Annotated in this window: 25 protein-coding genes and 2 pseudogenes; 18 read left to right on the forward strand and 9 right to left on the reverse strand. The window is 68.3% G+C overall.

Annotated features, from left to right (window positions below; translation table 11 throughout):
• The first annotated feature begins 274 nt into the window (after positions 1-274).
• Positions 275-769, forward strand: coding sequence for a lamin tail domain-containing protein (locus N8I87_RS00085; protein WP_263204615.1), 495 nt, complete (start codon positions 275-277; stop codon positions 767-769).
• A gap of 240 nt (positions 770-1,009) precedes the next feature.
• Here the strand turns inward: N8I87_RS00085 and N8I87_RS00090 are convergent, their stop codons facing one another.
• Positions 1,010-1,717, reverse strand: a complete 708-nt coding sequence (locus tag N8I87_RS00090) for a hypothetical protein (protein WP_263204616.1) — start codon at positions 1,715-1,717, stop codon at positions 1,010-1,012.
• A gap of 249 nt (positions 1,718-1,966) precedes the next feature.
• On the opposite strand from N8I87_RS00090, the gene N8I87_RS00095 reads away from it, so the two are divergent.
• Both N8I87_RS00095 and N8I87_RS00100 read left to right on the forward strand, forming a co-directional pair.
• A complete protein-coding gene (locus N8I87_RS00095) occupies positions 1,967-2,254 on the forward strand; it encodes a WhiB family transcriptional regulator (protein ID WP_263204617.1) in 288 nt (95 codons plus the stop codon).
• A gap of 337 nt (positions 2,255-2,591) precedes the next feature.
• A complete protein-coding gene (locus N8I87_RS00100; RefSeq protein WP_037751662.1) occupies positions 2,592-2,795 on the forward strand; it encodes a cold-shock protein in 204 nt (67 codons plus the stop codon).
• A 114-nt stretch (positions 2,796-2,909) separates the two neighbouring features.
• Here the strand turns inward: N8I87_RS00100 and N8I87_RS00105 are convergent, their stop codons facing one another.
• Both N8I87_RS00105 and N8I87_RS00110 read right to left on the reverse strand, forming a co-directional pair.
• Entirely contained in the window at positions 2,910-3,383 is a 474-nt protein-coding gene (locus N8I87_RS00105) for a hypothetical protein (protein WP_411577170.1), read from the reverse strand.
• Positions 3,384-4,557: 1,174 nt separating this feature from the next.
• On the reverse strand, positions 4,558-5,103 hold the full coding sequence (locus tag N8I87_RS00110; protein WP_263204620.1) for a lamin tail domain-containing protein: 546 nt from the start codon (positions 5,101-5,103) through the stop codon (positions 4,558-4,560).
• Between the two features lie 669 nt (positions 5,104-5,772).
• On the opposite strand from N8I87_RS00110, the gene N8I87_RS00115 reads away from it, so the two are divergent.
• Positions 5,773-6,030, forward strand: a complete 258-nt coding sequence (locus N8I87_RS00115) for a DUF6207 family protein (protein ID WP_317633431.1) — start codon at positions 5,773-5,775, stop codon at positions 6,028-6,030.
• A gap of 102 nt (positions 6,031-6,132) precedes the next feature.
• Here N8I87_RS00115 and N8I87_RS00120 read toward each other — a convergent pair whose 3' ends face one another.
• The gene (locus N8I87_RS00120; protein ID WP_263204621.1) at positions 6,133-6,765 is read right to left on the reverse strand and encodes an HNH endonuclease family protein; all 633 of its coding nucleotides are present in this window, start codon (positions 6,763-6,765) and stop codon (positions 6,133-6,135) included.
• 174 nt (positions 6,766-6,939) lie between these two features.
• On the opposite strand from N8I87_RS00120, the gene N8I87_RS00125 reads away from it, so the two are divergent.
• Both N8I87_RS00125 and N8I87_RS00130 read left to right on the forward strand, forming a co-directional pair.
• Positions 6,940-7,509 (forward strand): DUF4232 domain-containing protein, encoded by a 570-nt coding sequence (locus N8I87_RS00125; protein ID WP_263204622.1) that lies wholly within the window; start codon positions 6,940-6,942, stop codon positions 7,507-7,509.
• Between the two features lie 226 nt (positions 7,510-7,735).
• Complete coding sequence (locus N8I87_RS00130; protein ID WP_263204623.1) at positions 7,736-8,125, forward strand: DUF6233 domain-containing protein; 390 nt, start codon at positions 7,736-7,738, stop codon at positions 8,123-8,125.
• On the opposite strand, the pseudogene ku reads toward N8I87_RS00130, so the two are convergent.
• Positions 8,122-8,940 (reverse strand): annotated as a pseudogene (ku, locus tag N8I87_RS00135) (non-homologous end joining protein Ku); the annotation flags it as partial. The gene N8I87_RS00130 and the pseudogene ku overlap by 4 nt on opposite strands.
• Before the next feature lie 384 nt (positions 8,941-9,324).
• On the opposite strand from ku, the gene N8I87_RS00140 reads away from it, so the two are divergent.
• The 4 genes from N8I87_RS00140 to N8I87_RS00155 all read left to right on the forward strand — a co-directional run bounded on the left by N8I87_RS00140 (position 9,325) and on the right by N8I87_RS00155 (position 13,956).
• Positions 9,325-10,239 (forward strand): tyrosine-type recombinase/integrase, encoded by a 915-nt coding sequence (locus N8I87_RS00140; RefSeq protein WP_263204624.1) that lies wholly within the window; start codon positions 9,325-9,327, stop codon positions 10,237-10,239.
• Complete coding sequence (locus N8I87_RS00145; protein ID WP_263204625.1) at positions 10,236-12,728, forward strand: tyrosine-type recombinase/integrase; 2,493 nt, start codon at positions 10,236-10,238, stop codon at positions 12,726-12,728. The genes N8I87_RS00140 and N8I87_RS00145 overlap by 4 nt, the downstream gene beginning before the upstream one ends.
• Before the next feature lie 5 nt (positions 12,729-12,733).
• Positions 12,734-13,246: a DUF6262 family protein gene (locus tag N8I87_RS00150; RefSeq protein WP_263204626.1), complete on the forward strand. Its 513-nt coding sequence runs from the start codon at positions 12,734-12,736 to the stop codon at positions 13,244-13,246.
• 248 nt (positions 13,247-13,494) lie between these two features.
• Positions 13,495-13,956, forward strand: a complete 462-nt coding sequence (locus N8I87_RS00155) for a hypothetical protein (RefSeq protein WP_263204627.1) — start codon at positions 13,495-13,497, stop codon at positions 13,954-13,956.
• A gap of 242 nt (positions 13,957-14,198) precedes the next feature.
• Here N8I87_RS00155 and N8I87_RS00160 read toward each other — a convergent pair.
• The 3 genes and pseudogenes from N8I87_RS00160 to N8I87_RS00170 all read right to left on the reverse strand — a co-directional run.
• A pseudogene (locus tag N8I87_RS00160) lies at positions 14,199-14,318 on the reverse strand (Ku protein); the annotation flags it as partial.
• A gap of 655 nt (positions 14,319-14,973) precedes the next feature.
• Entirely contained in the window at positions 14,974-15,285 is a 312-nt protein-coding gene (locus N8I87_RS00165; protein WP_263204628.1) for a hypothetical protein, read from the reverse strand.
• A 305-nt stretch (positions 15,286-15,590) separates the two neighbouring features.
• Positions 15,591-16,490: a hypothetical protein gene (locus tag N8I87_RS00170; RefSeq protein WP_263204629.1), complete on the reverse strand. Its 900-nt coding sequence runs from the start codon at positions 16,488-16,490 to the stop codon at positions 15,591-15,593.
• A 237-nt stretch (positions 16,491-16,727) separates the two neighbouring features.
• On the opposite strand from N8I87_RS00170, the gene N8I87_RS00175 reads away from it, so the two are divergent.
• Positions 16,728-16,901, forward strand: coding sequence for a hypothetical protein (locus tag N8I87_RS00175; protein ID WP_263204630.1), 174 nt, complete (start codon positions 16,728-16,730; stop codon positions 16,899-16,901).
• A gap of 280 nt (positions 16,902-17,181) precedes the next feature.
• Here N8I87_RS00175 and N8I87_RS00180 read toward each other — a convergent pair whose 3' ends face one another.
• Entirely contained in the window at positions 17,182-17,445 is a 264-nt protein-coding gene (locus N8I87_RS00180) for a hypothetical protein (protein WP_263204631.1), read from the reverse strand.
• Between the two features lie 81 nt (positions 17,446-17,526).
• Here N8I87_RS00180 and N8I87_RS00185 point away from each other — a divergent pair, with 81 nt between their 5' ends.
• The 7 genes from N8I87_RS00185 to N8I87_RS00215 all read left to right on the forward strand — a co-directional run bounded on the left by N8I87_RS00185 (position 17,527) and on the right by N8I87_RS00215 (position 22,051).
• Positions 17,527-17,853 carry a DsbA family protein gene (locus N8I87_RS00185; RefSeq protein WP_263204632.1) on the forward strand — a complete coding sequence of 109 codons (327 nt, stop codon included), beginning with the start codon at positions 17,527-17,529 and terminating at the stop codon, positions 17,851-17,853.
• 80 nt (positions 17,854-17,933) lie between these two features.
• Positions 17,934-18,239: a DUF427 domain-containing protein gene (locus N8I87_RS00190; protein WP_263204633.1), complete on the forward strand. Its 306-nt coding sequence runs from the start codon at positions 17,934-17,936 to the stop codon at positions 18,237-18,239.
• Positions 18,236-18,838, forward strand: a complete 603-nt coding sequence (locus N8I87_RS00195; RefSeq protein ID WP_263204634.1) for an SRPBCC family protein — start codon at positions 18,236-18,238, stop codon at positions 18,836-18,838. The genes N8I87_RS00190 and N8I87_RS00195 overlap by 4 nt, the downstream gene beginning before the upstream one ends.
• Positions 18,839-18,884: 46 nt before the next feature.
• Positions 18,885-19,340, forward strand: a complete 456-nt coding sequence (locus N8I87_RS00200) for a MauE/DoxX family redox-associated membrane protein (RefSeq protein WP_263204635.1) — start codon at positions 18,885-18,887, stop codon at positions 19,338-19,340.
• On the forward strand, positions 19,324-19,626 hold the full coding sequence (merT, locus tag N8I87_RS00205) for a mercuric ion transporter MerT (protein WP_263204636.1): 303 nt from the start codon (positions 19,324-19,326) through the stop codon (positions 19,624-19,626). Before N8I87_RS00200 ends, merT begins: the two co-directional genes overlap by 17 nt.
• Positions 19,627-19,661: 35 nt before the next feature.
• Positions 19,662-21,236 (forward strand): radical SAM protein, encoded by a 1,575-nt coding sequence (locus tag N8I87_RS00210; RefSeq protein WP_263204637.1) that lies wholly within the window; start codon positions 19,662-19,664, stop codon positions 21,234-21,236.
• Positions 21,233-22,051, forward strand: a complete 819-nt coding sequence (locus tag N8I87_RS00215) for a class I SAM-dependent methyltransferase (RefSeq protein WP_263204638.1) — start codon at positions 21,233-21,235, stop codon at positions 22,049-22,051. The genes N8I87_RS00210 and N8I87_RS00215 overlap by 4 nt, the downstream gene beginning before the upstream one ends.
• Positions 22,052-22,109 lie beyond the last annotated feature (58 nt).

Here is a 22,109-nt window from a genome sequence, read left to right on the forward strand (position 1 = left end):
CCCGCCTCACAGGGCGGTGCCGGCACACGGCGCACGAACGACGCTCAGCGCCCTGGCCCAGGCGCTACCCGCCCGAAAGGCGCGTGGCGGGCGGCCGTCAATGCACTTGCCCATCGCCACGGCAAAGCTGGCAGACCGGAGCAGGGAAGCTGGATACGCGCCCCCGCGGACCCTGCCGTTCGCCTCTGCCTTTCATCCGCCAAGCCATCACCTTGCGGTCGCCATCTGTGTAGGCTCCTGGCGCTCCATTCGCACCACTGAGGGGGGATTCCTCATGCGTACACGCTCCGCCGTGGCGGCCGCCGCGACCGCCGCGACGATCGCTCTGCTCGCCGCCGCACCGGCGCAGGCCACCGAGTACACCTCCGCCCTGAAGATCAAGGGCGTGCAGTACAACGCACCCGGCCCGGACTCCAACCGGTGCTCCGGCGGCAACACCAGGGACGAATACCTCACGATCAAGAACTACTCGCGCAGCACGACCGTCAACCTCAAGGGCTACGTCGTCAAGGACGCCACCGGCAACCACTTCACCTTCCCCGCCAACCACTACCTGCAGCCCGGCGACTACGTGAAGCTGCGCGGCGGCCACGGCACCGACTCCGACGCCCACAACGTCGTCTACCGCCAGAACTGCAACTTCATCTGGAACAACGACAAGGACACCATCTACCTGTACAAGTCCTCCGGAGCCCACGCCGACACCCACTCCTACACCAGCGCCGGTTCCGACCCCGACGGCAACGGCTACATCACCTACCACGGCTGACCCGCACTATCCGCGACGAGCGGCCAGCCGCACCGCGAGGCGGCCGCTCTCGTGCGGCTACGGTCAAGGGCCGTAGCCGCTGGCCGCTTGGACCCGCCGAGGTAGCGGTGGCTGGGCATAAGCGCAGGCACAACCACCGCGGGCAAGCCCGCCAAAATCTGGCCATGAACCTACAGCTCAAGATCGGGGTGACGAGGCCGGGCAGCGCCAGCCTTCGAACCGTGGCCCGGCGGTGATGGGCTACGCCTGCGCCAGAGCCTTCTCGTCCTCCTCGCCGGCCGCCGGGGACGTTCCGGCGGCTGTGCTGTCCGCGGCCGCAGATCCGTGACTCGCGTACAGGACGGTGCTCTTCTGCTTTGTGCGCTCGACAGCGCTCTTCGCGACGAGCCGCTCCAGGGTGTTGCGTACGACGTTGGTGTTCCGGGCGCGCTCGGGGTACTCCCTCTCCAACTCGCTGGTGACCTCGGCAGCCGTGCGCGGCTCCCCGGGGTGCCTGTCCAGGATCTGCTTGAGGAGATCGCCCAGCGAAGGCTCGGTGGCCTTGTTCGCCGCCGACTTGTCCGCCGGGGCCTTCGCGGTGGTCTGCTTGGCAGCAGTCTTCGTGACGGCGTTCTTGACCGGGGCAGTCCGCTTGGCGGCGGCCTTCTTGGCCGGCGCCGCGGGGCTACTGGTCTCCTGGTGCCGCGGCTGCGGCACGGCCGCCTCCTCCAGCGCGTGGGTGAGGCCCTGCTCCCCCGTCACGGCAGCATCTGCCGTACCACTGGCGGCGGAGTCCGGGCCGGCAGTCGCGGCAGCCAGAGCTCTCTGCAGTCTGAGCAGCACCTCCTCCTCCGTCTGCAACTGCTGCAGACGCGCTCGGAGGTTCTCCTGCTCACTGCGGTTTGTCTCAAGCTCGCTGGCAAAGCGTCCCGCGTACTTGTCCTGGATGGTGGCAGCCTCGTCGGCCACGGCCCTCACGCTCCTTGGTGTCTGGTGTGTTGCGCCGGATGCTACCCACCCGTAGGACTCCATAGCTGACGTCCCGGCACATCACACCTGATCGAGAGCCACACGCCGTTGGCCTTCCGCCTTGACGGACGACGGGCCCGGCGCTGCGGAGCCCGGGTCTTCGCGCGGGGCCGTGGGTCGCTGTGAGGCCTGGCGAGCGCTGTGCACGGCGGGCGGCGTAGGGTCGTTGCGGATGTTGAGGGGGAAGCCATGACCATTGACGAATGGGTGGAGAGCGCGGCCTGCCGCAGCGCCGACCCGGACGAGCTGTTTGTCCAGGGGGCCCAGCAGAACCGGGCCAAGACGCTGTGCCATGGGTGCCGGGTGCGCACCGAGTGCCTGGCCGAAGCCCTCGACAACCGCATCGAGTTCGGCGTATGGGGCGGCATGACCGAACGCGAACGCCGCACCCTGCTGCGCCGCAGACCCGACGTCGCATCCTGGCGAGCAGTACTCGAGGAAGCACGCCAGGCGTTCGAGCACCCCGCGGCCGGCTGACCGCAGGACGGCGGGCCCGCGGCGGACGGGTCCTCTGCCCTGGTTCTGACGGCGCCGGGCCGCAGGTGGGACGAGAACAAGCTCAACTACCCGGGCTGGGGACTGTCCGCTGTCCGCGCCGTACGGCTCGGCCCAAGTCGCGACGCTGCCTGGTCCAGTGGCACTTGCTCACTGGTGACGGAGCGGAGCCGCGGTGTAACGTCGCTGGCAGATGTCGTGGTTCGCAGTCCCTGCCCGCGCTGTGGCGCGGGCGTTTTGCTGTGCAGTGCCCGAGGACCAGGACGACCACCTCCGGGTCCGCGCGGTGCGGACCCGCCATCGAATGGAAGGCACAGACATGGCCAGCGGCACCGTCAAGTGGTTCAACGCCGAAAAGGGCTTCGGCTTCATCGCGCAGGACGGAGGCGGCCCCGACGTCTTCGCGCACTACTCCAACATCAACGCCAGCGGCTTCCGCGAGCTCCAGGAAGGCCAGGCCGTCACCTTCGACATCACCCAGGGCCAGAAGGGCCCGCAGGCGGAGAACATCACCCCCGCCTGACCGGACGACAAAAACGATGCACGGTGCCCTCTGAGCGCTCGCCAACGGCACCGTGCACCGTTGCACAGCAGCCGACTGGGTTCAGCCGAGTCCGAGACTGCTCAGGGCCGTGGTCTAGTCGGTGACAATGGCACGCTGAGCGGCCGCGAGGGTGACCTTGCCGGAGCAGACCGCGGTGTGCAGCATCGTCTCCACCGGGTCCTTCTTGTTGTTGACCCCGCCGCCCGTCTGGTGGCCCGGGTCCGGCGGCTGCACCCACAGGTTGCGGGGATCGTTGGGGTCGCCGCCGAGCTGCAGACTGATCAGGTGGTCGTACTCGGCATCCCCCAACCGGCCCGTGTAGCCATAGGAGGTGGCATTCAGTTCCTTCTCCTTGCCGGTGACGGAGGTGGAGGGGCGGATGTCTTTGGTGTAGCCGCCCTTGCGGCAGATCGTCGATGCCAGGTTGGTCTGGGTGACGGCAGGGGAGATGGCGCCGGGCGTGCACGCCACATCCTCGAGTGGCTCGCCCGTCTCGTACCGGTAGTGGCACGAGCCCGCGGCCGGCTGCTGCTGCACCGTGTACTGCTGCTGCGGACCCGCCCCCACCGCGATCGCCCGCCCGGACCCACCTCCCGGCCCCGCGCTCCCCGACGGCCCCGCCGCCGCACTCCCGCTACCCGCCCCCCGCGAACCGCCGACCGATACAGACGAACAGCCCGCCAACGCAAGGCAGGACAGCACCACGGACGACGCGGCGCGATAAGCAGAGCGCATGATGACCCCTCACAGGCAGGCGGACAGCTGAGCAGATGCTGCCCCACCACGTCATCGCCCTACCGGGCGGGGTACGGCGCCAGGCCCAATCAGCATCGTGGGGCACAGCCAGCGGTTGTGGGTCCGCCTTGTCGTGTGCCTCGGCGCTATGGCGTCCTCGATGGGGGCTGGGCGGGCCGGGTGATCGCAGCGCACACGAGCCTCGCCACGAGCACCGATTAGTGATCCACAACTCTCCCTGCATCGCGGTCACATGAGTATCCATCAGCCTCACGAGAGATCCTGATGATCAAGAGGGAGGGGGCGGTTTTCCACGGCCCGAGCATAGGCGCCCACCATTCGGCGTAAGGTCGGGCGCGTGGGTTTGCCTGAGAAGGGTCTCGGGTGCACCATCAAGTCGGATCTCGGGCTCAACTGCTCATACGACAAAGCCCCTTGCTCCGCAGATGGCTGGACACCGAGCGGCGCAAGGGGCTTCTGATGGAAGGACGAAACGTGTCGATCCAAATCCACGATCCCATACCATTGGGTGCAACGCCACGCGGTGGCCGCTCGGCTGCAGTTGTGATCGTGGTCATCGTAGTGATGACCACTCTCATGAGCACCGATCAGATTGCGGCTGTTGCCGCCCTCGTCACAGCCGCAACCACTGCCGTAACGACACTCAACTGGGGCGGCCACATTCATCTGCCAGCCGTGAGTTTGCACCAGCACCACAGGTAGCGCACCGCTCCTGCTGAGACCCAGGGCCTGGCCGCCACAGCGGCCAGGCCCTCTGTAGTTTGCGTAGTTCAGAGAAGACCTCTGGGTTTATGAGCCCAGCGAGCTACCGAGCTGCTCCACCCCGCGTCGGGCCCGGCCACTCTACACAGCATCACCGACCAGGGCGGAACCCTTTTTTCAGCTGCCGACGGCAGGTGGTGGTACGCCCCCGCAGGGGCGTACCACCTGTGCGGGTACCGCGAGGGGCCGCCGGTTTCACCGGCTGACGGCACCCGCAGCCTCGTCAGCGGCGGACGCCGCCGTGACGCTCACCGCCGCCATGCCGCTCACCGCCGCCGTGACGCTCGTCGCCGCCGTCACGGTGGTGGCCCCAGGACTCGTCGTCGACAAACCGGCCCCGCTCGTTGCGCAGCGTCGCGGTGTCGTGGTCGTTGTTCCACACGTAGTTGCGGCGGTCCTGGTACACGTCCGTGCGGCTGTCACGGCCCACGCCGGTGTGGACGCGGACGGTCGAGCGGCCGTCCAGGCGGACGTGGCGGAAGGTGTAGGTGTGGCCGTCCTCGTCGGACAGGGTCCAGCCGTCGAGGTTCACCGCCCGGCGGGTGGTGTTGGTGAGGTCGATCCACTCCTTGTTCAGGGAGCGGTAGGAGCGGTCGTCCCGGCCCGGCGAGTCGTACTGCACGGCGCTGATGACCACCTGGGCCCGGTCGGCACGCCCCGGGTGGTGGTCGGCAGCCGCGGCCGGCAGAGCCACCGCCCCCACCAAGGCGGCCGCCACGGCAGCGGCTGCGGACAGGCGACGGACGGTGACAGAAACGGATACGAACACGAGGTCCCCCCTTCACAGTCGTGCGCACACCCCAGAACCGACAGCGTGAAAGCCGCAGGCCACCCCAGGTGTGTGGTGCGAGTCGGCGGCCGACCGGCCGCCGACTCGCACCATGCAGGCCGAGTGGAGGCGTTGTGCGCGGTACGCGACGCCTATTACGGCTTGCCCATATTCGTGCAACTCTTGGATGTAACGCCCACCTACCTGCGGAGTGCGCAGGATTGACGATTCACAGGCCTCAACCGCCGCCCGGAATCGGCTACCCGGCATCGATCCGCAGCGGGCGCACCACCCTGCTGCGCTGCGCGCCGTCACCCGAAAGTGAGTAACAGCCGCTGACCGCACTCCAATTAACGACCAGCACATTTCCCTGGGCCGGGGCAGAGCGCCGTCCCAGGCGGGCGCCTCGTGAAAGGCAGGGCGCGGAGGCCCGCACGCCCGGGACACTGCCGGAATGGCGATGGATGGATCTCGAAGCCCGAGGCGCGGCGCGTGCCCAAAGCCCCTGAGGCCTCCTGGAGTTGCCGGTGGGAGAGTGGCTGGACGCCAAGGGTGCTCCGTATGAGTTGCCTGGATGGCGGATACGGCATTGCGCTCGTGCTCGGCGTAACGTCGTGCGCTGAGGACGGGCGGATCAAGGCACGCCTGGAGTGGCCAACCGGGTGAAAGGTGAGCTCCGGACGAACCCGCTCCGGCCGGGAGGGCGTCGTGCGGGTCATGGATGTGATTCACGAGGTGTACGTGTCGGAGCCGGGCCTGGTGGTGGTCGACATCGCGGCCGCCGATGACCAGACCGCGTTCGCCTTTCACGCCGCACTCGCCGCACTGTGGGCCATCACCACCGTCGAGCGCACGAGCCGGACCCCCGGGCACCCTGGAGTCCGGCTCCGCTGCTACCTCGACATGCGCCGATCCCCCAGGTCCTGAACCAGGCCGCCTTCGGTGCGGCGGACGGCTCCGCCGCACCGACGCGTGACCGGCCCCGAAGCAACTGCACGGTCGGACGGGCGTCCGGGCTCACCGTTCGTGTCAATTGGTGCAGGTGTCGAGCATGGAGGACAGGGCCGTCTTCTCCTGGTCGGTGGTGGTCAGCTTCCACACCGCTTTGATGTGCGTGTAGTCCTTGGCATACGTGCACCAGAAGGCCTGGTTGGTGGGCTTCCAGTCGGCCGGCCCGCTGTCGGACTTCGAGCTGTTCGCAGACTCTGAGGCGATCAGCAGCTGGGGGTCCTTGAGGTCGTTGCCGAAGGCTTTGCGCTGGTCGGCGGTCCAGGTGTCGGCGCCGGAGCGCCAGGCCTCGGCGAGGGGGACCATGTGGTCGATGGTGGCCTGGGCGACGTCGGTGACGGTCGTGTCGTCGTAGGCGGAGTACCAGGAACCGGATGCGGGCTGGCAGCCGTCCGGCTTGTCCTGGACGTCCTTGCCGTCCCGGGCGAGAACCGCCTGGCGGGTCGTGCAGCCGTTCGGCTGGGTGGACCAGATGTCGAACTTGTCGCGGGCGTAGCCGTCCATCGAATGCGGTGCAGCGACCGTAAGGGCAGCGAGCTCCGTGCGGGCGATTGCCGTCGACGGCGGCGCGGGAGGCTCGGCAAGTGCCGGGCTGGCGCTGATGACGGTCAGCAGGAGGGTGGTGGCGGGCAGGCCGAAGGCAGCGCGGTGCACCTGACGGCCATCTGCACGGGTGCAGCCTGTCGTCACCGTTCCGTCACAAGTAGTCGCCGACGGAACCCTGCCGCTCTCCCGCCCCTCTGCACTCACGTACCACGACCACACGTACCGCGGGGCAACAACCGACGACCGAAACCCGCGGACGAGACGACTCAGGGGGACGACAGCATGCGGCACAGCAACGGCATTCGCAGGGCGGCTCTGGCGACGACGGCGGTCACGGCCGTCGCGGCGGCGGTGACCGGCATCCTGCCCGGCACCGCCATGGCGGTGAGCACCACCACCTCCACCCCGCCGCCCGCCTGCCCGGCCTCCGCCCTCCAGGTCAGCGCCTGGCAGGCCGTCCACCGGCCCGTCGGGACCGGGACCGGGGCGGCAGTCGTGCAGTTCACCAACGTCTCCCGGAGGACGTGCGTCCTGAAGGGCCATCCGACGGTCGCGGGCGCCGGCAACGGCTCCCCCGCCCACAACACCCCGCTCAAGGTCACCCCCATCGGCAGGGCGGCCACCGTGACGGTCCGGCCGCACGGCAAGGCGTGGGTGAAGCTGACCTTCGTCCAGGTCCAGGGGGAGGCCGACGGCTACTGCGTGTCGGGCAAGGACCCGGTGACGTATCCGACGATGGTCATCGGGCTGCCGCACTCCGGGAAGCACCAGGTCGCCCTGAACGACGGGGTGTGGGCCGAGTGCGACAACAAGGTGACCGTCACCCCGGTCTCGGCGGTCAAGCCTTCCTGACCCCACCGTCCCCACAAATCGAGCAGCCTGCACGACGATCGCAACGCTCTGACCTGCACGTTTACGAGGCGCTGCACATAAGTGCAGGTCAGCGACTCAGCGCACCTTCAGTGCGCTGAGTCGCTGACCTGCGGTGATCAAACTCCGATGACACAAACTCGCGTCGGTCAAAGTCCGATGACAAACGGTCAAGATCCAGTGGCACGGGACACTGCCTGTCCCGGGTGTGGCGGTTGTTTCCCCTGATCACAGAATCGAACATGCGAACGAGGAAGCGCCGTCGCGGCTCCAGCTGCTCCACTTCGCCCGCCGCGTCGTGGTCCAGCAGGCGACGGCAGCCCTCGCCCAGCTCGACACCTGGATAGCAGCAGAAGAGCGACGGGAAGCGGAACGCCGCCGCGGCGAGCAGATGCGTCCGGACCCGCCCGAGTGGCTGATCCAGTACGGACTCAACAAGCAGAACGTCGACGCCGTCCACACCGGCGACTGCTGGGCGGCCGCGAAGAGCGGACGCTGCCGCCCAGCCACCCGGCAGCAGGCACTCGACGCCCTGCGCCGACAGGTACCGGCATGCATCCACTGCCGACCCGACACCGCCCTCGGCATCCTCGACTAGGCACTGCGCGGCCCGCGCCCAGTCGTCTTCTTCGCGGTCGCCTTGCCGGCCGTGCTCTTCTTCGCGGTGGCCTTCGTGGCCGGTGTCTTCTTCGCCGCCTTCCTGACGGCGGCCTTCGGGGGCATCTTGTGGACGTTGGCCTCCGTGTCCTCGCCACGGGAGGCCTGCGCCCGGGCCACGGACTCCTGCAGCGCGGCCATCAGGTCCACCACCTTGCCCGGCTGGATCTCCGGCTCCGGCACCTGCGGCAGAGGCTTCTCCTCCCGCTTCGCCTCGATCACCTTCTCCAGGGCCTCGGTGTAGTGGTCGACGAAGTCCGCGCCCTCCAGCCGGTCGGTGGCCATCCGGTCGATGAGCAGCACGGCCTCATCGACCTCCGCCTGCGACACCTCCACCGCCGGCGGATACAGCTCCGTCGGGTCGCGGATCTCGTCGGGCCAGCGCATCGCGTGCAGCACCAGCGCGTTCTCCCTCACCCGCAGCAGTCCCAGCCGCTCCCGGCCGCTCCAGGCGAACTTCGCCACCGCCACCCGCGACGACCGCTCCAACGCCCTGCGCAACAGCTCGTACGGCTTCACCGCAACCTGCCCGTCCGGCTGCAGGTAATAGCCCTCCCCCACCCTGATCGGGTCGATCGACTCCCACGGCACGAACCCCTGGATCTCGATCGCCTTCGCCGTCGGCAACGGAAGATTCCGCAGTTCCTCGTCCGAGACCGGGATGACCTGTGTCCTGGTGAGCTCGTAGCCCTTGCCGATCTCGTCCTGGCGGACCTCACGGTCCTCCAGCTCGCACACCTTCCGCACCCGCACCCGCCCTCCGTTCTCTGGGGGTTCCGAGACCGTGGTGTGACGTCCTACGGCACTGCTCGTTGGGGCCGTACGACAGGTTCTCGGGGGGTGTGGCTCTGCGGCGGATCGTTGCGATCGGCTCGTGGACTAGGGGTACAAGTGCGCGCATTTCCTGTACGGATGCCTTCGGGCGTCCGGTACTGGACCGTGGTGGATGACGATTTTGAGGTCGTAGAGGAAGCTGACCGATTTCTGCGGGAGATTCGGCTGGCGCGAGGGCGGGCGGAGCTGACGACGAAGGCGTACGCCGAGGGTCTCGTCTTGTTCTTGCGCTGGTGCGTGAGCACGGGGCGGGACTGGCGGACGGCGGCTCGTGAGATGGGGCTGTTCATCCTCTGGCTGAGGTGGATGCCCGGCAACGGCGGGCAGCGTCACGTTGTGGTGCCTGGGCCGGGGATCAAGCCGGTCCGCGGGGACAGCCGGATCAACAAAGTGCTCACAGCAGTGCGGATGTTCCTGGTCCACGCGGTCATCAACAAGGCCGTGGCAGCCTCGGTGTTGGAGCAGATCTACGAACTGAGCGACAACCACGACCTGCCCTTGGCAGCCCGGGGTGAGAGCGGCGCAATGCGCCACCGCCTGCGAGCCCACCATCGGCTCCAGGAGCCCGAGACCGCGGTCGACCGGGCCAGCGATGAGGAGGTCATTGCGATGTTCCTCGCCTGCCGCTCGGCGCGCGACCGGCTGATCATGCTCCTGCTCTCCCGTGTCGGACTGCGTCCAGGTCAGGTCGCGGGCCTTCGTCGCTGTGATCCTCACTTGCTGATGGACTCGCGGTCACTGGGGTGCCACGTCGAAGGCACCCATGTGCATGTCGTCCGGCGACAGAACGAGAACAACGCATGGTCGAAGTCGAAGAAGTCGTGGGTGATGCCCGTGGATTTCCTGGTCGTGCAGGCATTCGACCAGTACGCGCTGGAACGCCACGAGCATCTGGGTTCCGACGGCAGCGACTTTCTGCTCGTCAACCTCTTCCGGCCCCCGCTAGGTGCACCGGTCTCTGCGGACGCAATCGGGGAGTTGTGCGAGTCGTTGTCCCGGCGGGCGGGGCTCGGCCGCCGGGTGGGACCTCGGATGTGTCGGCACGCGATGGCCAGCAATGTTGTCGACGCCGGCGGCAAGTTGGACGAGGTGCAGATGCTCCTGGGGCACAAGCATCCCGAGTCCGCGCGGCCCTACTTGCATCCGGCGGCGTCACGGCTGCGTGAGGCGGTCAACCGCGTTCCCTCGCCGCGGGAGCTGGGCGGGGAGGGAACCCGATGACGGTGACCGCTGCTCCACTCCGGCTCGCAGCGCGCCTTGAGGAGGACGACGGCACGGCTTCGGCGTTGCGAGCTGCGGTGGATCAGGAATTTCTGGACCTGCTGGGCTGGTCGGATGAGGTCCGGATGTTGTTCTTCCCTTACGACCATCACCTGCTTGGCATGCCGATGTGCAGGGTGAAGGGCTGTCCACAGGCCAGTGTCGCCCGGCAACTGTGTGAAGGGTGCCGGCTGCGGTGGAGGCAGGCAGGGAAGCCTGGCGTGGATCAGTTCGTGGAGACGGCTCGCCCCGGTACGCGCCGGACCGGGGTCGCGGACTGCTCGGTGGAGGGATGCCCGCGGCCGTTCCGGTCGTGGAGAAATCCGGTCTGCTCGACCCACTTCGCCCAGCTCACCCGGCTTCAGGTGACGTTGGAGGAGTTCCTCGTGCGTGACGACGTTGTCCCCTTGCCGGCCTTCGGGCACTGCGAGGTCGTGGCCTGCCACCGCAAGCGAGACGGCAGTTCCCCGTACTGTCATGGCCATCGTGTCCGTTGGTCGTGGGCCGTCAAACGCGGACTGAGCAGAGACGATGAAGCGCGGTGGCGGCGTACTACCGCGCCTGTCTCGGCGAACAACGAGGTCAGCCTGCGCGGACTGGCCGAGCGGCTGGTCGCGGAAATCCTCTACGGCATCCAGGCCCGTACCCGCGAGGGCCTGCACACGACGCAGCCCGTACTCCGGACGCTTACCAATCGGCTGCGCGAGCTCGAACTGCCCTCGCTGGCCGCAGTGGACCTAGACCAGGTATCCCGCGGCGAACGGGGATTCTGCAGCAGCCTGGTCACCCATGTCGGCCGCTTCGGGCTCACCCCAGAGGGCGAACGGGCCAAGGACGTGTGGAACGGCGCCGTCTTCGGCCATGCCGGCTATCTGCGTTTCACCGCGATCCACCAGCCATGGCTCCGCGGTGCCGCAAAGAAATGGGCGTTCTTCTCGCTGCCGCAGCGCCGCGGCAAGGCCATCGCCACGTGCCAGGACATTCTCAGCGCGTTCGCGCTCCTCTCCGAGAGCCTTCGGCTGCAGCGCGAGGACGGCGGCAATGACATTCGATCCCTGGGCCGCAGGGACATCACCGCCTTCACCAACCGGCTGAGCTACCTGCGCCACACCGGCGTCATCTCGGCCCGCAGAACGGTGGTCGTCAGCCGCTGCGTGCGCAGCAACCTGGCCCGGATGCGCTCATTGGGCCTGACCCGACCCGGCGAGCCGCTACACGGTCTGCCGGACGACTTCGCTCTCCTGGCCGAGGACGTCCCCGACGACCCCGAGGACACCGAAGCAGGCAAAGACCTCCCAGCCGAGGTCATGCGGCAAATCTGCGAGTACCTGCCCTCCCTCGCCGGCACGAAGCGGAACGGCAACGAGAACCGGGTGGCCACAGAATTACTGATCGACACCGGCAGGCGGCCCATGGAGATCTGCCAACTGCGGTGGGACTGCCTTAAGCAGGACACCGACGGCCAGAACGTCCTGATCTACGACAACTACAAGGCCGGCCGCAAAGGACGCCGACTGCCGATCTCCCAGGCCACCGCAGGAGTGATCACCAGGCAGCAGGAACTGATCCGCGCCGACTTCCCCCTGACCCCCACCGCTGAGCTGATGCTCCTGCCGACACGGGTAGGCAACCCCCACGGCCGCAAGCCACTCGCGTCCGGCTGGCTGGCCAGCCGCCACCGCGAATGGATCCGGTCACTACCCGCGTTCCTGATCCCCACCCGCGTCGAGATCAACGGGCAGCAGGCCACCAAGATGCTGCCCTTCGACAAATGCAAGATCTTCCTCTACGCCTACCGGCACACCTATTGCCAGCGGCACGCTGACGAGGGCATCCAGCCCGACGTCCTCCAAAGCCTTATGGACCATCGCCAACTCAGCACTACTCAGCGTTACTACCGTGTCACTGAGCAGCGCAAACGCGAGGCCGTCGACCGCGTCTCGGCGATGCAGTTCGACCGGCACGGCAACCGCATCTGGCGGCAAGCCAAGGAACTGCTGGACGACGAGTATGCCCGCCGCGCTGTCGGCGAGGTCCAAGCGCCCTACGGCGTCTGCGTCGAGCCATCCAACGTCGCGGCGGGCGGACACGCCTGCCCCGTCCGATTCCGCTGCGTCGGATGCGACCACTTCCGCACCGACGCCTCCTACCTCCCTGACCTGGAGGCATACCTCGCCGACCTGCTGCGAAACCGAGAACGACTGGCCGCGTTCGCCTCCGCCGACGATTGGGCAAAAGTCGAGGCCGCACCCTCCGACGAGGAAATCGCCCGGGTCCGTCGTCTTGTGCGGCGTGTCCGAGAGGACCTCGACGTTCTCACCGACGAGGACCGCACGCAGATCAAGGAAGCCACCACTGTCCTGCGCCGCAGCCGCCGGCAGATCGTTGCCCTCGGGATGCCCCGCGTCGGACCGCCCATGCCCGACTTTCGCCCCGGCAGAACAGCATGACCAACATGAGTGACGGGCGGCGGGCCGACTCGGCCCGCCGCCGGGAGCGCGTTCTCAAGGCCCTCGACACGATGCTGCGAAGCGACGCCGACATCACCGTTTCGGCTCTCGCCCGTGCGGCTCGAGTGGACCGAACTTTTCTCTACCGGCACCGCGACCTGCTCCAACGTGTCCACGCGGCCGCGGCCGCCGCCCCTCCCCAGGAGGGGCAGATCGCAGCCGTCAGCCGGGCCTCGCTGCAGGCCGACCTGGCCAACGCGCTGGAACGGAACAAACGCCTTGCCGCGCGGGTCCAGCAGTTGGAGAAGCGCCTCTCCCAGGCCCTCGGGGAGGCGGCCTGGGCCGAGTCCGGCTTGGGGGCGCCAGCCGATGTCGACCAGCTCCAGCAACGCATCAAGATGCTGGAGCAGAACCTCGCCGACATCCAAGATCAGCTCGACGAACGTGCCGATGAATTGGAGGCTGCCCGAGCGGCCAACCGAGAGCTAACCCGGGCCCTGAACCAGCGCGAAACGTAGGTCTGACGGGCCATGTCCTCGTCGTCTTGACGTGAGCATATGATCGCCAAGCGTGAGCTTTGCTGCTGTCTGACGCGTTGGGGGGAACGGTGCCGGGGAGACATACCGCCCAGGTCCTGAGTGTGGCTGCTGCGATCGCGATGTTGTCCGGGTGCGGAGGAGCAGATCGGCCAGGGCCGGAGGCCACGACGAAGGTCCCATCGTCGGCTAAGGCCGATGTGGTGCTTGGTAAGGAGCAGTTGTGGGTCGTGCTGCCCGGAGCAGCCGATGTGCCCCCGGGATGGAAGGCAGCAACTTCATATCGCATAGAGGGCAGCTCGGGTACCGATGGCTTCGTTGCCTTCGGCAGGAAGGCTTACAGCGCGCCAGATCTCAACGGTCACGTTGGGTTCGGGCTTAGATCGTTCAGGAGCCGCTCACAGGCCGAGGCCGACTACGGCAAGTGGAAGAGGCGTACTGCCGGCACGCAGCAGGCAGCGGCGCAGATAGACGGTGCGGACACGGCATTCACGGCCGTCTATTGCCTCGGCCGGAGCTACTGCAGCAGCTCAATCCAGATGCGAGTGGGCTCCGTCAGCGCATACGTGAACATCAACACTGATGGGCCGCCAGCTGCAGATCCGAAGGTGCTCAACTCCGTGGCACGTGCCTTCGTGCTGCGCATCCACCAGGCAGAGCAAGGCCAGAGGCCCACGGCGAAGGCCGGCTGAGGCTGCGGCGGCTGATGAAGGCTTCCGCAGGCTGGGCGCCGGGAGCCGCACAAGAGCGCGGCGCTTCACTACACCGATCCGAAAGACGATTGGCTGCCGCGCAGCGGGCGCGGGGGCCCCTCGTTCGCTCGACTCAGCGATGGCGCCACACCTGTTGCAACAGATACTGTCGACCGCATCAACGCTGAGCTGCACGAATCGGCGCCACTTGAGAGTCGCAGCACACTCTTCCCCAGAGAAGCCATGTCCTCAACGTGGTACTGGTGGAAGCGCACACTGTGGTCCTCGGTCGCGGACACCACGTGGATGGGAACGGTCACGAGACCGAAGCTGATCGCGCCGCTCCAGATCGTCCGGGGCATGGCAGAACCTCCGCAGAACACCCCGAGCACACCCAGCCTAGAAGCCACGCCAGCACCGGTCACCCGAGAGCAGGGTCTCCTATGCGAAGGGCCGCCAGCTTCAATGGACTGCCCTGTTCTCCTCGGCTGTCTCCCGCTTCGCACTGGCCAGGGCCAGCCTAGAAGCAGACCAGCGCCAGCCCGCCGCCGGTTACTGCCGCCGCAGGCACCCTCGTGGTACCTGACCGCCGGGAACCACCTGCCATAGGTGACCGCCGCCGCACTCGTGGTAGGCCGACCAGCCGCCCCGCCCGACAGCCGCCACGCAGGACGTGACCACCTCGCCCCGGCGCAGGTACCGGAGAACCGGCGAACGCGTCGTGGCTACCGCCCCCTCATTCCACCGGGGCCGGCGCACCGCCACCGTGGTGACGGCCCGCCACTTCGCGGCACAAGGACGTACGGCGGAAGGGACATGGCTGACGCCGACGCCGGACCGACAAGCCCGGACGCCAGCATGGCCACCGTGGCCGCCGCGGTGAACAAGTAACGGATCATGAACGGCCAACGCCCGCCCCACCGGCCAGCGTCACGGACACCAGGCGGAGATCACCCACCCGAGGCACAACAGCACACGCCGCGGGCCGGCCAACGTGCACGAGCGACTCCCAGAGCGTCAGACAGCCTGATCCGGTTCGGCCTCGCGCAGGGCACGCGCCGCACGGTCACAGGCGCGAGCCAGCTGCTCGCGGAAGGGATAGATCCGCGCGGACCCTGCGCCGGTACGCAGTGCAGCCAGGGCTTCCACCCACTCGACGGCGTCCGTGGGCAGTGTGTACGGCTCGCCGCTCAGTCGTACGGCAAGACGGGGCGCGGTCGGGACCGGGACGGTGCGCACGACGGTACGCTCCACCACTTCCCGGACGGGCTCGGCGGACCGCCCGCCGGCCGCCACCGGTCGGCCCGCGCGGCGGTCGGCACTGCGCACCTCCCATGCCCGGGACCGGTGCGCAGGCGGGCAATAGACCGGTGGCCGACCCCTGCCCGTGTAGTCGATGGGCGCACCGCACCAGGCGCAGGTGCGCTGCACAAGCCGCTCTTGTGCGTCCGGACTGCGGTCCGCCTTTTTCGTCACAAACGTAAATCTACTACCTGCACAAATGCCGAGTTGGGCAGGGGGACGGTGGGGCCGACCGCAGCCCCAACCGTGACCGGCCACGTTGCCTGCAGCGGGCGGCGCTTGTGTGTGCGGCCGTGCCAGAGGCCCCGCGCGACCTCGCTCCAGCCCAGACGTCAGGGCTGGCCCAGTGCTCGGGCCTCGGCGAATGTTGGTTGGTCAAGTCCGAGTACGTGTCCGACGACCGGGACGAAGCCTGCCACGTGCTGCTTGATCTGCTCTTCCAGATCCGAAGGCTTCTCGAACATTTCCGGCTTCGTGGCCTGGATCTGAAACTGTTCCCGCTGGGCTTCGTACGACTGCCAGTTCACGCGATGCTCAGCGCGGGCCTGGACGAGCGTGGCCTCGGGGACCGCTTCTGCAGCGAGGAGACGGCTCACCTTGTGGTCGAGCATCCACATGGCGATAGCCTCCCGAACGCCGAAAGGGAGTATGGGCGTGCCGATGCTCCGCTCGATGCGGCTGCCGGGAGCCGCCGGCCAAGGAGAGCAGACCTCGGTCAGCGCCGAATAGAGCCGGTCCCAGTCCGCGGAGCGGTGCTTCTCCCCCTGTTCGATCAGGAGCTGCGCCTTGCGGCGCTGGTGGTACGGGGCATCTGGGTGGGCGAACTGGTCAACGATCTGGCGGGCGTTCTCACTGCGCTTGGCTGCGGTGCTCCTGGTAGCCCGCGCCCAGGTTCGCCAGCCGCGGCGCGCCTGGGCATCGGACACAACCGTGTCGTCGGTCAGCCATATATGCAGGACCACGCGGATCAGCGTGTGGTGCGGGACGCGTGCGAGTGGAGAGCGCTGGCGGGCCTTGAGCATCTCGGTGAACAGCCGGCGCTGATCGGCCGAGTACAGCCGTGCATCGCTGCCGTGCCGGGTGGACTTGCGGAACGCCGGAGCACCGAGCAAGCCGTACTCCGTCCAGTCCGTGATCACGCGCAGACTGGCCTTCGGGACGCCGAGTGCCACGGCATCGGCGACCAGGTCCTCAGCGGTAGCCGGCTGCCACTCATCGTTCTCGTCCGTCACGGCGTGGAACTTACACCCGGATCCGGGCCTCTCGAATGGCCTCCAGTAATCACCTGACGGGAGTGTGGGTCCGGGTGCTACGGCCAGCTGTGAGCGGACCGTGTCGGCCCGAAGTGGCGTCGCCAGTCCGGGCCTTCCCGGCCCTCACACCGGGCCGCCATGTACCCGAATCAGATCTTCAGTCGTATGTACTGCGTGCTTCTTTTCGGGGCCGTACTCAACTCCGAGGGAGAACCGTTGTCCACGCTCGCATCGCTCGTGGTGCTGCTCCTGGCCGTCGTCGTGGGACTGCTCGCGGCCGGCGCCGCCTACGTCGTACACCGCCACCCGTCATGGAGCCAGCCGCTCGGCGCTGCGGTCAGCGTGGTCACGGTCATGACCACCGTCGTTGGCGTGATCCTCGCCCGGTGAACGACCGCGGCGCGACCCGGCCCGTCCTACGACGCTGGACTTCGAGGAGGCGCCGCGGGGCTCGTCGCTGCTCGGATCTGGAATGTGCCCTAAACGCGGCGAAGCACCCAGGCGCCCGCTGTGGACGGTGTTCCGGCTGCTCGGGTCACCGGAGCCGACGAAAGACGACCCGGGACGGGGGTGCTTACGCCGTAAGCACCCCCGTCTTCGCTCAGCCCCTCGCTTCGCGCAGGGAAGGCCTGCCGCACAGGTGCTTACGACGTAAGCACCCAAGGAGGGCTCACACCTTGAGCAGCTTGATCAGCTTCTCCACCTGTTCCGCTGTCAGGCGGTCGCGAAGCTCTTGAGCCAAGGCCTGCAGCTCGTGGTCTGAATTGACCGTGGCATGCGCGGATTGCTTCTCTGCCGCCTCAGCCGCCCGATGAGCAGTTCCGTCCGGGCGCAAGGCGTTCCGCACGTACGCCGACCGGATCGCGGCGGTCGCGCGGCCGGCCTGAAGGCGGCCAACCTCTCGTACGGTGGGGCGGTGATCTCCGACTTCCACTGGATGAAGTGGCGGCGCTCCGGTGCTCGGCGCGGGCGGGCTCTTCGGCCCGTACGGTCCGGAGTGCGCGATCCTGGAGGCATGGAGATTGAGGTCTTGGTGGTGCCGGGTTGCCCCAACCAGCAGCTCGTGGAGGAGCGGCTGCGGCAGGTGCTGGACGGCGTCGGGCTGTCCAGCACCGTTTTCACCACACGGGTGATCGCGGACCAGGCCGAGGCCGAGCGGTCGGGCTTCACGGGCTCCCCGGCGATCCTGATCGACGGCCGCGACCTGTTCGCTGAACCGGGTGCGGCGTCGTCGGTCGCCTGCCGGATGTACCGCACCCCGGGCGGCCTGGCCGGTGTACCTGAGGTCGATCAGCTCCGGCAGGCCCTGGAGTCAGCCGTCGATGCGGGCGGCGGAGTGTAAGCGGGATCACCGTCGGACTGGCAGATGGCGCCTAGCGTCGCTGTCATGGACCACAAAGATCTCGTCGGGGGTGGCCGGTCATGATGCGTGCCGTGTGGAACGCCACCGTGCTCGCGGAGGCCGAGCAGACCGTTGTCGTGGAGGGCAATCACTACTTTCCGCCCGAGTCGCTCCACCGGGAGTACTTCACCGAGAGCCGGGCCAGGTCGCTGTGCTTCTGGAAGGGGCTTGCCCGCTACTACACCGTGTCCGTCGGCGGGCAGACTAACGTGAACGCTGCCTGGTACTACCCGCACCCCAGCCCGCTGGCGAAGAAGATCAAGGGGTACGTCGCGTTCTGGAACGGCGTCATGGTCGAGGAAGCAGCGCCGCAGGAGAGCCGGTGACCGCCGCTCGTGGTCTGCGGATCGCGGCTTGGGGCGTGGGTGTGGGCGGCTCGCTGGCCGCCGGCTACCTGGGGCTGGTGACCGGAGCCGTCCCGGTCGATGTCGGTGTGGGGCGCCGTACCCGCGCGTTGGGCCCGCGGAGCGTCGACATCGCGGCCCCTCGGGAGACGGTGTTCGACGTGGTGGCCCGGCCGTACCTGGGCCGTACGCCTCGGGCGATGCGCGAGAAGCTGCATGTGCTGGAACGCGGCAGTGACCTGGTGCTGGCCGAGCACTTCACCCCGGTCGCGGGCGGGCGGCTGCGAGCGGTCACGGTGGAGACGGTGCGCTTCACCCGGCCCGAGCGCGTCGGCTTCCGCCTGGTGCGCGGCCCCGTGCCGCAGGTGACCGAGTCCTTCGTACTGAGCGAGACCGCGGCGGGGACCCGGCTGGTGTACGAGGGGCAACTGGGTACCGATCTGTGGCGGCTGGGGCAGTGGTGGGGCAACTTGGTGGCCTCCCGCTGGGAGGCAGCGGTCGCCGCCTCGCTCGCCTCGGTGAAGGCCGAGGCCGAGCGCCGCTCCGGCGGTGGGAGGGTGAATCCGCGGCTGGTTCGGTGAGCGCGCTTACAGTTCCGGCCACCCCGGCGGCCGTAGCGTCGCGGGCATGGTGCTCCGTCTCGTACTCGGCACGGTCTACACGGCGATGGCCGCCGGACAGATCGCCTCGATTACCGTCATGCCGACCGTTCTCGGCGCGTACGGTCTGGTGCACGGCGCCGTCGCGGCCGCGCTGGCCGCGGCGCTGATCGCTGGGGAGTTGGTGTGCGGGGTGTGGTTCCTGACTCGTCCCCGGTCGACAGCCAGCGCCCCCGTGTGGGTCTACACCGCCGTGTCCGTCGTGTGGACTGTGCTGGCCGTCCAGGCGTATGCGCGGGGACTGGCCGTGGACAACTGCGGCTGTTTCGGGAACTACCTCACCCAGCGGCTGGGCTGGTTCGTCCTCCTGCAGGACGCCCTCACCCTCGTGTACGCCGCCGTGCTGCTGCGCACTGCCCGTACGGCCATCGCGAGGGAGTCGACCGGTGGCGTGGAGGCAGCTCGTGATGTCCGCTTCCCGTGAACGCTCCCGATTCGGTGGGGCGGTCGCCGTTGCGGCCGGTCTGGTCCTGGTCGTGTGTTGCGCGGGTCCATTGCTCTTGGGCGGAGCGGGGCTCGGCGCGGTCGGTGGCGCGCTGGCCAATTTGTGGCTGATCACGGTCGGTGCGGTCGTGCTCGTGGCCGGCACCGCCTCTGCCCTGTGGTGCCGGGCCCGGCGTCGCCGAGGCGCCGGGCCGGACGGCTGCTGCCCGACTGTCCCGGACCCGCACCGCCGTGAGGACGACACCCCGGACTACGACGTCCGGTGACCGATTGCTGCTGCCCCTGTGAGAGGAGTTCTGCGATGGCCCAGGCACCGGCGCCGAGGCGCAAGGTGGACCGGGACGAGGTGTTTGTGGAGTTCACCAAGTCGATCTGCCCACTGTGCAAGACCCCCATCGATGCGCAGGTCAGCATCCGCGAAACGAAGGTCTATCTGCGTAAACGCTGCCGCGATCACGGGGAGTTCGAGGCGCTGGTGTACGGGGATGCCGAGGAGTACCTGGCCTCGTCCCGCTTCAACAAGCCCGGCACCATCCCCCTCAGCTTCCAGACCGAGGTCAAGGACGGCTGCCCGCTCGACTGCGGCCTGTGTCCGGAGCATAAGCAGCATGCTTGCCTGGGGATCATCGAGGTCAACACCGGCTGCAACCTGGACTGCCCGATCTGCTTCGCCGACTCCGGCCACCACAGCGACGGCTATTCCATCACCCGTGAGCAGTGCGAGCGGATGCTGGACGCGTTTGTGGCCTCTGAGGGGGAGGCGGAGGTGGTGATGTTCTCCGGTGGCGAGCCCACCATCCACAAGCACATCCTGGACTTCATCGACCTCGCCCAAGCCCGCCCGATCAGATCCGTCAACCTCAACACCAACGGCATCCGCCTGGCCACCGACCGGACCTTCGTCGCCGAACTCGGCAAACGCAACCAGGCACCGGGGAAGTCGGTGAACATCTACCTGCAGTTCGACGGCTTCGACGAACGCACCCACCTGGAGATCCGCGGCCGGGACCTGCGCACGTTCAAGCAGCGGGCCCTGGACAACTGCGCCGAGGCTGGTCTGACCGTCACCCTGGTCGCGACCGTCGAACGGGGCCTGAATGAGCACGAACTCGGGGCGATCATCGAGTACGGCATTGACCACCCCGCAGTCCGCTCGGTGGCGTTCCAACCGGTCACCCACTCCGGTCGGCACGTGGAATTCGACCCACTGAACCGGCTCACCAACCCCGACGTCATCCGGCTGATCAACGCCCACCGCCCGGACTGGTTCACCAAGGGCGACTTCTTCCCCGTGCCGTGCTGCTTCCCGACCTGCCGCTCCATCACCTACCTCCTGGTGGACGGCGAGGTAGGCAACCGCACCGTCGTGCCGATCCCGCGGCTGCTGAACGTGGAGGACTACCTCGACTACGTCTCCAACCGGGTGATGCCGGATGCCGGGATCCGGGAGGCGCTGGAGAAGCTGTGGTCCGCCTCGGCGTTCATGGGCACCGCCACCACCGAGGAGAAGCTGCGGGCCGCCGCCGAAGCCCTCGACTGCGCGGACGCCTGCGGCATCGACCTGCCGGAGGCTGTGAAGCAGCTGAACGACAAGGCGTTCATGATCGTGGTGCAGGACTTCCTGGACTCCTACACCCTCAACGTCAAGCAGCTGATGAAGTGCTGCGTTGAGGAGATCACCCCCGACGGGCGCTTGATTCCGTTCTGCGCGTACAACTCCGTCGGCTACCGCGAGCAGGTCCGCGCCGAGATGTCCGGCGTGCCCGTCGCCGGTGTTGCTCCGAACGCGCTGCCGCTGGCCGACCGGCTCACCGATACCCCGTACGGCTCCAAGACCGCCATCACCGGGCCAACCGCCGAGGAGGAGACGCGATGACCGACCGGAACACGCTCCCGTCCGGCCCGCCCGGCGACGAGCTGAAAGCCTGCTGCGCCGCTGCGTACTCCTCGGACGTAGTCGCCCTGCTCCTGGGGGACTCCTACCATCCCGGCGGCACGACCCTGACCCGGCGCCTCGCCGACGCCTTGGACCTGGGCGAGGACCGCCGCGTGCTCGACGTGGCCTCCGGCCGCGGCACCACCGCCCTGCTCCTCACCGACACCTACGGCGTCCGGGTCGACGGCGTGGACTACGCCCCGGCCAACACCGCCCTCGCCCAGGGCGCCGCCCAGGCCGCAGGACTCGCCGACCGGGCCGTCTTCACCACCGGCGACGCCGAACAACTGCCCTACCCGGATGCCGTCTTCGACGCGGTGGTGTGCGAGTGCGCCCTGTGCACCTTCCCCGACAAGGCCCGGGCCGCAGCCGAGTTCGCCCGCGTCCTGAAACCCGGCAGACGGCTCGGCATCACCGACGTCACCGCCATCCCCGACCGGCTCCCCGCCGTGCTGACCGGTCTCGCCGCGCGGATCGCCTGCATCGCCGACGCCCGCCCGCTTCAGGAGTACGCCAAGCTCCTGGCCGCCGCCGGACTACGCACTCTGCGCAGCGAGCGCCACGACCACGCCATGACCCGCATGATCGACCAGATCGAAGCCCGGCTGAACCTGCTGCGCATGACCTCCGCAGGCCGGCTCAGCGAGGCCGGAGTGGACCTGGACGCCGCCCCCGTCGTCCTCGCGGCAGCCCGCACGGCCGTCGCCGACGGAATGCTCGGCTACGCGCTGCTGATCGCCGAAAAGGCGTCGTGACGACCACGGTGTCTACTCGCCCGTACGTAAGCGCCCTCACATACCCGCGCCCGTCGGC

It is taken from the genome of Streptomyces sp. HUAS 15-9 (assembly GCF_025642155.1).
Lineage (GTDB): Bacteria > Actinomycetota > Actinomycetes > Streptomycetales > Streptomycetaceae > Streptomyces.

Excerpts from the sequence above, each read along its gene's own strand:
- N8I87_RS00125 (WP_263204622.1), top strand. The coding sequence starts at position 6,940 with ATGCGGCACAGCAACGGCATTCGCAGGGCGGCTCTGGCGACGACGGCG.
- N8I87_RS00190 (WP_263204633.1), top strand. The coding sequence starts at position 17,934 with ATGATGCGTGCCGTGTGGAACGCCACCGTGCTCGCGGAGGCCGAGCAG.
- N8I87_RS00215 (WP_263204638.1), top strand. The coding sequence starts at position 21,233 with ATGACCGACCGGAACACGCTCCCGTCCGGCCCGCCCGGCGACGAGCTG.
- N8I87_RS00085 (WP_263204615.1), top strand. The coding sequence starts at position 275 with ATGCGTACACGCTCCGCCGTGGCGGCCGCCGCGACCGCCGCGACGATC.
- N8I87_RS00095 (WP_263204617.1), top strand. The coding sequence starts at position 1,967 with ATGACCATTGACGAATGGGTGGAGAGCGCGGCCTGCCGCAGCGCCGAC.
- N8I87_RS00145 (WP_263204625.1), top strand. The coding sequence starts at position 10,236 with ATGACGGTGACCGCTGCTCCACTCCGGCTCGCAGCGCGCCTTGAGGAG.
- N8I87_RS00150 (WP_263204626.1), top strand. The coding sequence starts at position 12,734 with ATGAGTGACGGGCGGCGGGCCGACTCGGCCCGCCGCCGGGAGCGCGTT.
- N8I87_RS00200 (WP_263204635.1), top strand. The coding sequence starts at position 18,885 with ATGGTGCTCCGTCTCGTACTCGGCACGGTCTACACGGCGATGGCCGCC.
- N8I87_RS00185 (WP_263204632.1), top strand. The coding sequence starts at position 17,527 with ATGGAGATTGAGGTCTTGGTGGTGCCGGGTTGCCCCAACCAGCAGCTC.
- N8I87_RS00210 (WP_263204637.1), top strand. The coding sequence starts at position 19,662 with ATGGCCCAGGCACCGGCGCCGAGGCGCAAGGTGGACCGGGACGAGGTG.
- N8I87_RS00140 (WP_263204624.1), top strand. The coding sequence starts at position 9,325 with ATGCCCGGCAACGGCGGGCAGCGTCACGTTGTGGTGCCTGGGCCGGGG.
- N8I87_RS00100 (WP_037751662.1), top strand. The coding sequence starts at position 2,592 with ATGGCCAGCGGCACCGTCAAGTGGTTCAACGCCGAAAAGGGCTTCGGC.
- merT (WP_263204636.1), top strand. The coding sequence starts at position 19,324 with ATGTCCGCTTCCCGTGAACGCTCCCGATTCGGTGGGGCGGTCGCCGTT.